The sequence below is a fragment of the Bradyrhizobium sp. genome, from assembly GCF_050014615.1.
Lineage (GTDB): Bacteria > Pseudomonadota > Alphaproteobacteria > Rhizobiales > Xanthobacteraceae > Bradyrhizobium.
Genome location: NZ_JBEKCZ010000249.1, coordinates 1 through 7,209 on the forward strand (window position 1 = coordinate 1; position 7,209 = coordinate 7,209).

The 7,209-nt window shown below is 64.1% G+C and carries 11 protein-coding genes; 10 read left to right on the plus strand and 1 reads right to left on the minus strand.

What is annotated here, in order from left to right; all coding sequences use genetic code 11:
* The 4 genes from ABR948_RS26730 to ABR948_RS26745 all read left to right on the plus strand — a co-directional run.
* Window positions 1-535 (plus strand): L-threonylcarbamoyladenylate synthase (locus tag ABR948_RS26730; protein WP_428123777.1); only part of this gene is annotated, 535 nt, incomplete at its 5' end.
* A 30-nt stretch (window positions 536-565) separates the two neighbouring features.
* Complete coding sequence (locus tag ABR948_RS26735) at window positions 566-1,993, plus strand: FAD-binding oxidoreductase (protein ID WP_428123779.1); 1,428 nt, start codon at window positions 566-568, stop codon at window positions 1,991-1,993.
* 5 nt (window positions 1,994-1,998) lie between these two features.
* Window positions 1,999-2,448, plus strand: a complete 450-nt coding sequence (locus ABR948_RS26740) for a GNAT family acetyltransferase (protein WP_428123782.1) — start codon at window positions 1,999-2,001, stop codon at window positions 2,446-2,448.
* 64 nt (window positions 2,449-2,512) lie between these two features.
* Window positions 2,513-3,151 carry an aspartate/glutamate racemase family protein gene (locus ABR948_RS26745; RefSeq protein ID WP_428123784.1) on the plus strand — a complete coding sequence of 213 codons (639 nt, stop codon included), beginning with the start codon at window positions 2,513-2,515 and terminating at the stop codon, window positions 3,149-3,151.
* A gap of 29 nt (window positions 3,152-3,180) precedes the next feature.
* Here the strand turns inward: ABR948_RS26745 and ABR948_RS26750 are convergent, their stop codons facing one another.
* Window positions 3,181-3,945 (minus strand): SOS response-associated peptidase, encoded by a 765-nt coding sequence (locus ABR948_RS26750; protein WP_428123787.1) that lies wholly within the window; start codon window positions 3,943-3,945, stop codon window positions 3,181-3,183.
* A gap of 62 nt (window positions 3,946-4,007) precedes the next feature.
* Between ABR948_RS26750 and ABR948_RS26755 the strand changes: the two genes are divergently transcribed.
* The 6 genes from ABR948_RS26755 to ABR948_RS26780 form a co-directional block, all read left to right on the plus strand.
* Window positions 4,008-4,508 carry a hypothetical protein gene (locus ABR948_RS26755; RefSeq protein WP_428123790.1) on the plus strand — a complete coding sequence of 167 codons (501 nt, stop codon included), beginning with the start codon at window positions 4,008-4,010 and terminating at the stop codon, window positions 4,506-4,508.
* Window positions 4,508-4,936 (plus strand): NUDIX hydrolase, encoded by a 429-nt coding sequence (locus tag ABR948_RS26760; RefSeq protein WP_428123792.1) that lies wholly within the window; start codon window positions 4,508-4,510, stop codon window positions 4,934-4,936. The genes ABR948_RS26755 and ABR948_RS26760 overlap by 1 nt, the downstream gene beginning before the upstream one ends.
* Before the next feature lie 79 nt (window positions 4,937-5,015).
* Entirely contained in the window at window positions 5,016-5,393 is a 378-nt protein-coding gene (locus ABR948_RS26765; protein WP_428123795.1) for a TIGR02301 family protein, read from the plus strand.
* Between the two features lie 166 nt (window positions 5,394-5,559).
* Window positions 5,560-5,826 carry a hypothetical protein gene (locus tag ABR948_RS26770; RefSeq protein ID WP_428123798.1) on the plus strand — a complete coding sequence of 89 codons (267 nt, stop codon included), beginning with the start codon at window positions 5,560-5,562 and terminating at the stop codon, window positions 5,824-5,826.
* 284 nt (window positions 5,827-6,110) lie between these two features.
* A complete protein-coding gene (gene ygfZ, locus ABR948_RS26775; protein ID WP_428123800.1) occupies window positions 6,111-6,992 on the plus strand; it encodes a CAF17-like 4Fe-4S cluster assembly/insertion protein YgfZ in 882 nt (293 codons plus the stop codon).
* The coding region (locus tag ABR948_RS26780) for a DNA-3-methyladenine glycosylase I (RefSeq protein ID WP_428123804.1) at window positions 6,989-7,209 on the plus strand (221 nt) is incomplete at its 3' end. The genes ygfZ and ABR948_RS26780, both read left to right, overlap by 4 nt.

Genomic DNA, 7,209 nt, shown 5'->3' on the forward strand with positions numbered 1-7,209 from the left:
GCCGACCACGGCGGCCCACGTCGAAAGCGACCTCTCGGGGCGGATCGACCTGATCATCGACGGCGGCGCGGTCGCGGTCGGCGTCGAGTCCACCATTGTCGGATGCTTCGAGGCGCCGATGCTGCTGCGCCCCGGCGGAGTGCCGCGCGGCGAGATCGAACGCGTGCTCGGCCGCGCCCTGCTGCAGCCGCCCGCGGATGCCGACAACGATACCGGCCAGCCTCTGGCGCCGGGCATGCTGGCCTCGCATTATGCGCCGCATAAGCCCGTGCGGCTCAATGCCTTTGGGATCGAGCCCGGCGAGGCGCTGCTGGCGTTTGGTCCCAATGCAGTGCCGGGGGTTGACGCATCAACTGTGGTGATGAATTTGTCGGCGCGAGGCGATCTCGCTGAAGCCGCGGCCAATCTTTTCGGCTATCTTCGCGCGCTCGATGCGCGGGCACCGCGCGTCATCGCGGTGATGCCGGTTCCGCAGCACGGGCTCGGCGAGGCGATCAATGACCGGCTGCGCCGCGCCGCGATGGCGCGGGATTAAATCAAGCAAGAAGCAAAACAAGAGACCCAGATGAATATCGTTCAGCCTGCCGTCCCCCCGCTTCCACCCGAACTGATCGCGCGCTTTCGAAGCATCGTCGGCGATAAATACGCCGTCACCGACACCGCTGACATCGCGCCCTACGTCACCGAAGAGCGCGGCCTGTTTCACGGACGCTCGCCGCTGGTGCTGCGGCCAGGCTCGACCGCGGAAGTCGCCGCGATCTGCAAGCTCGCCAGCGAGTACCGGATCGCGCTGGTGCCGCAGGGCGGCAATACCGGCCTGGTCGGCGGCCAGACGCCGCATAATGGCGAGGTCGTGGTCTCGACGCGGCGGATGGACAAGATCCGCGACATCGACACCGCCTCCAACACCATGACCTGCGAGTCCGGCGTGGTGCTGCAGATCGCGCAGCAAAAGGCGTCCGAAGCCGACCGGCTGTTTCCGCTATCGCTCGGCGCGGAGGGAAGCTGCACCATCGGCGGCAATCTTTCCACCAATGCCGGCGGCACCGCCGCGCTGGCCTATGGCGTGGCGCGCGAGATGGCGCTCGGGCTGGAAGTGGTGCTGGCCGACGGGCGCATTCTCAACGGCCTGTCGAAGCTGAAGAAAGACAATACCGGCTACGATCTGCGCAATTTGTTCATCGGCGCCGAGGGCACGCTCGGCATTATCACCGCGGCAACCCTAAAACTGTTTCCGAAACCGCGCGCGGTGGAAACCGCCTTCATCGGGCTGAAGTCGCCGGCGCTGGCGCTGAAGCTGCTCTCGATCTCGCGCAACGAGGCCGCGGGCAGCCTCACCAGCTTTGAATTGCTCGCCGACATCGCGGTCGATTTCAGCGTGCGTCACGGCATCGACATCCGCGATCCCTTAGGCTCCAAGCATCCCTGGTATGTGCTGATGGAATTGTCGTCCCCGCGCGAGGACGCCCGCGCCACGCTGGAATCGATCCTGGCGCAGGGACTGGAGGACGGCATCGTCGACGACGCCGTGATCGCGGCCAATCTAAGCCAGCGCAGCGCATTCTGGAAACTGCGCGACGAAATGTCCGCGGCGCAGAAGCCCGAAGGCGGCTCGATCAAGCATGACATTTCGGTGCCGGTCGCCGCAGTGCCGGATTTCATCGCGCAAGCAAACGCGGCGGTTGTAAAACTGATCCCGGGCGCGCGGCCGGTGCCGTTCGGCCATCTCGGCGATGGCAACATCCATTACAATGTCAGCCAGCCGATCGGCGCCAACGCCGCGGATTTCCTTGGCCAATGGCATGCGGTGAACGCGGTGGTGTTCGAGATCGTGCTGCGAATGGGCGGATCGATTTCCGCCGAGCACGGCATCGGCGTGCTCAAGCGCGACGAACTGCCCGACGTCAAGGACAAGGTCGCGATCGAACTGATGCGCGGCATCAAGGCGATGCTCGATCCCCTGGGGATCATGAACCCCGGCAAGGTGCTGTAACAGAAATGACCGCCCTTGCCCCGGCGCTCACGATCGCACCGATCGACGACGCCGACATCGCCGAGGTGATTGCGCTGTGGCGGCGCTGCGGTTTGACGCGGCCCTGGAACGATCCCGCCGCCGACATCGCACTTGCGCGCAAGGAACCGAACGCCGCGGTACTGGCCGGGCGTAACGGCGGCGGCATCGTCGCCTCGGTTCTGGTCGGACATGACGGCCATCGCGGCTGGGTCTATTACGTCGCCGTCGATCCCGATTGTCGTCACCAAGGATACGGCCGCGTCGTGATGGAGGCCGCGGAACACTGGCTGCGCCGGCGCGGCATCGAAAAGCTGCAGCTGATGGTGCGCCCCGATAACGGCCAGGTGCAAACATTCTACCAGTCGCTGGGTTATTTCGAGCAGGAGCGCATCATCTACGCCAAATGGCTCGATGGCCGCGAGCCGACACCGTAAGCCGAAATCAGCAGGCGCGCCGACGACATTGACACCCCAACGGACTGCAACCGGATTGAACAAGATGCGCATCGCTCTCATCCACGCCCTGAAACATTCGATTGTACCGATCGAGGCCTCGTTCGCCCGGCTGTGGCCGGACGCCAGTCTGATGAATTTGCTCGACGACAGCCTGTCGGCCGACGTCGCGCGTGAGGGCCGCCTCACGGCCGGGATGACCGATCGTTTCCTGTCGCTCGGACGTTACGCGGCCTCGACCGGCGCCGACGCGATCCTGTTCACATGCTCGGCCTTCGGTCCCTGCATCGAGGCGGTCGTGCGCGAACTAGCACCGATGCCGGTGCTCAAACCCAATCAAGCGATGATCGAGCAGGCCGCCGCGCGCGGTCACCGGATCGGTTTGCTCTCGACCTTTCCGCCGACGCTGGCGTCGATGCCGCCGGAATTTCCCCGCTCGGTCGAGATCGTGCCGAAACTGGCGGAAGGCGCGCTGGCGGCGCTGGATCGCGGTGATCGCGCCGAACACGATCGCCTGGTCGCGCAAGCGTCACGCGATTTGCGCGATTGCGACCTCATCGCGCTGGCGCAATACAGCATGGCGCCGGCGGCGGCACTGGTCGCCGAGGCGTCGGGACGGCCGGTACTCACGACACCCGACAGCGCCGTGCTCAAGCTGAAACAATTGCTCGCGGTTACCGGTTGATGTGGTCGGCTGATGTGGCGACGCAAATGTCAGAACAAACTTCCCTGTCCGTCATCAGGCGGCGCTGGTGCCGGCTTCCTCGGCACGGCCTTCTTCACCGGCCTCGGTTGCTCGGCCGCCATCTGTTCCGCCGTGATCGGCAGGATCAATTGCGCGTCGTCATTGGCGACGCGGTTGACCCGTGTCGAGACTTCATGCCACGCGAACTCGCCCTCGTCGGGTCCCCTCAGCAGCGCCATCACCGTCTGCGCGTCGTACGCGCGGCAATCGAGCCAGCGTTCGAAATCATCGGGCGAGATGGTGACGGGCACGCGATGATGCAGCACCGCAAGATCGGGACTGGCCGGCGCCGTGACGATCGCCACGGTGTCGAGTTCCTCGCCGTTGGGGCCGATCCAGGTTTCCGCGAGCGCGGCGAGCGCGACCGGACCGCCCGCGCGGCGATGGATGAAATAAGGCCGCTTGCGCTGGTCGGCGCTGTGCCATTCATAATAGCCGTCCGCCGGAATCAGGCAGCGGCGCCGCTTGATCGCGTTCTTGAAGGCCGGCTTTTCCAGCACCGTCTCGGCACGCGCATTGATCAGGAGCGTAAATTTACGGGGATCCTTGACCCAGGCCGGCAGCAGGCCCCAGCGCATCAGGTGAAAATGCCTGATACCATTCTCGATGATGACCACCGGAATCGGTTGTGTCGGCGCGATATTAAACTGCGGCGGGAAATTCGGCTGCTCGGCATAGCCGAACATCTGCCGCAAGGCCGCCGGCGGCGAGGTGATTACGAAGCGTCCACACATTCTGTAGCCAAAATAGGCATCTATTCAGTACCTTTTAACCCCGACCGTCAACACTGCGGCAGATGACATCAACGGCCAAACCCGCGCGACCTGACCCCGGAACGGGCCCCAAGGAGGAGGCGCGCGCCGCCCAATTGCTAGCGGCCAATATCAATCCCCGCACCGGCCTCGCCACTGACTATCTCAATCATTTTAATGAAGCCATTATGCTGCTTGAAATGATTCCGGACATACCGGAATGCGCGGAGGATTTTCTGGGATGGCAGCCACTGTCCTACAGCGAACATTTCACGGCCTCGAATTTCAAGGCCCGCGACCTCGCGATCGAGGCCTATGAAACCGCCGACGCCCGCATCCGCGCCGAATTCGACAAACTGACCTCCGCCATGACCTCGATCCTCACCGCCGTCAGCACGGCGATGCGCGAAGCCCAGCAGGACAAGACCCGCGCCACGCTGGCCGAACAGGCCACTATCTGGGTCAAGCCGCTGGTGGCGATGGCCGGTGGCATCATCAACGGCGTGGGCGCCGAAGCCGATGTCGACTACATCATGACCCATTGATGCCGACGGTCTCACCGACCCCGTCGCATCCCCAGCTTGCCGTCAGCGCGGCGATCTTTCGCGATGGAAAAATCCTGCTGGTCCGGCGCGCGCGATCGCCGGCCAAGGGTCTTTATTCGCTGCCGGGCGGCCGGGTCGAATTCGGCGAAACCCTGCACGCGGCCCTGCATCGCGAAGTCGATGAGGAGACCGGCTTGAAAATCGAAATCGTCGACCTCGCCGGATGGCGCGAGGTGGTGCCGGGAGCGACGGGGAGCGGGCATTATCTGATCATGTCATTCGCGGCGCGTTGGAACTCCGGTGAGCCGGTCCTGAACGACGAACTCGATGATTTCAGGTGGCTGGCCCCCGACGCGCTTGGCGAGCTCAGCATCACCGCCGGCCTGCAGGACGTCATCCGGTCCGCCCGGCGCCTGCTCGGGGCCTGACAGCGGGCCCTCATCTGCCGTCGTCCGCCTTGCTTCCAGCGCATTGAAAAGGCATATCACGGCGATATCGGACCCATTCATGTCGAAGTATTTTCTGGCCACTCTCATTCTCTTCTCGGCGTGCATTCACGGCCCGGCGCGGGCCCAGGATGCGGCCGCGCCGTTCGACGGCGATCTGCAGCGGCTGGCCGAGATTCTCGGCACCCTGCACTATTTGCGGGGCATTTGCGGCACCAATGAAGGCGGCAAATGGCGCAACGAAATGCAGGCGCTGATCGATGCCGAAACCCCCTCGGGCGATCGCCGGGCGCGCATGATCGCGGGCTTCAACCGCGGCTATAACGGCTTCCAGCAGACCTACCGCACCTGCACGCCTGCCGCCGCGGTCGCGATCCGCAGATATATCGACGAAGGCTCGAAGATTTCCCGGGATCTGACCGCGCGCTACGCCAATTAGAGCGTTTTCCCGTGTTGCAGAATTCGACTTCGGAACAACAGATTCATGTTGGGGAGCGCCGTTAACCTTTCCTAAAGAAGTGGCCTAGGCGGCGCGGCACCGCATGCTACACCTCGCGCATTCGACGCGCTCCGCCCTGGACCCGCGCCCACATCTGATGAGTTCCATGAGCCATCCAGCGTCCTTCGCAACCGCCCGCGACCCACTGCCCGATCACGAGCAGAAGCAGGCTGCCCTCAGTTATCTCAACGAGGCCTGGGCAGAGGCGCGACACGATGGCGTCGATGGCGATTGCCTGGCGCAGGCCAGCCTGTTTGCGGCTTTCGCCGAACTGGTCGGAACCTACGGCGAAGACGCGGTGGCGAAATTCGTCGAAGGTCTTCCCATGCGCGTGCGTAACGGCGAGTTTTCGATTCAGCTGGCGAAGCAGTAAGTTTGCATCAGGCAAACGGTTATCGCCCGGCATAGCCGTCCGAAGGACGGCGTCGCTTCCGCTCGCCTATGACCGGGCGACCCAGTATTCCAGAGCTTTCGCATTTGAGCATCAACGCTGCGGCGTACTGGATCACCCGCTTTCTGTTCTGTCCGGAACGAACATTTCGCGGGTGATGACGATGGGATTGTTACGCCTTGACGCGGCTTGTGCCTCGCGCGGGCCTTGTCGTTTGTGACCCGGCGGCTTACGTTCCGCTGCAGCATGTCACACGAGATTTATGCATGAAAGCAGCGCTTCTGCCCGACCGGGGCGTGGTCAAAGTCAGCGGCCACGACGCCCGCGACTTTCTCAATGGTCTTGTCACCACGGATGTGACGCTGCTGCGGCCGGGCCTGGGGCGGTTCGGGGCCTTGCTGACGCCGCAGGGCAAGATCACGACGGATTTTCTGATCACCGAAGCGCCGTCCGGCCATGGCGGCGGCTTCCTGATCGACTGTCCGCGGGCGCTCGCGCAAGGTCTCGCCGACAAGCTCGGCTTCTACAAACTGCGCGCCAAGGTCACTGTCGAAAATCTGTCGGATAGTCTGGGCGTGCTGGCGGCGTGGGACGGCGATCCCGCGCTGAAACCCGATCTGGCCTTCGTCGATCCACGCAACCCGGCCCTCGGCTGGCGGATTCTGGTGCCCGATGAGCTCGCGCCAAAAGCCGCCGGTCTGATCGGCGCCGAAATGGTCGACAGCACCGCCTATGACGCGCATCGCATTGCGTCCGGCGTGCCGCGCGGCGGGCTGGATTTCATCTATGGTGATGCGTTTCCGCACGAGACCAACATGGACCGGCTGCACGGCGTCGATTTCGACAAGGGCTGCTATGTCGGACAGGAAGTCGTGTCGCGGATGCAGCACCGCGGCACCGCGCGCACGCGAACGGTCCGGATCATCCTTGACGGCCCGGCGCCGGAACCGGGTGCCGCCATACTCGCCGGCGACAAATCGGTCGGCACCATGGGATCGGCCGCGGGCCGGAACGGTCTCGCGCTGATCCGGATCGACCGCGTCGCCGATGCGCTCGACGCCGCGATTCCCCTGACATCAGGCGGCCTTGCGATCCGGCTTGCCGAGCCGGACGACGTGCGATCCCCACCAAGGCAGACCGTGGCATGACGAGGTCGGCGCGCCTGCATGCCGACGGCCTGACACGGTGTCCCTGGCCGGGCGAAGATCCGTTTTACATGGCCTATCACGACACCGAATGGGGTGTGCCGGAATATGACGACCGCGCGCTTTACGAAAAACTGATCCTCGACGGTTTCCAGGCCGGGTTGTCGTGGATCACGATTTTGCGCAAGCGCGACAATTTCCGAAAGGCCTTCGACGATTT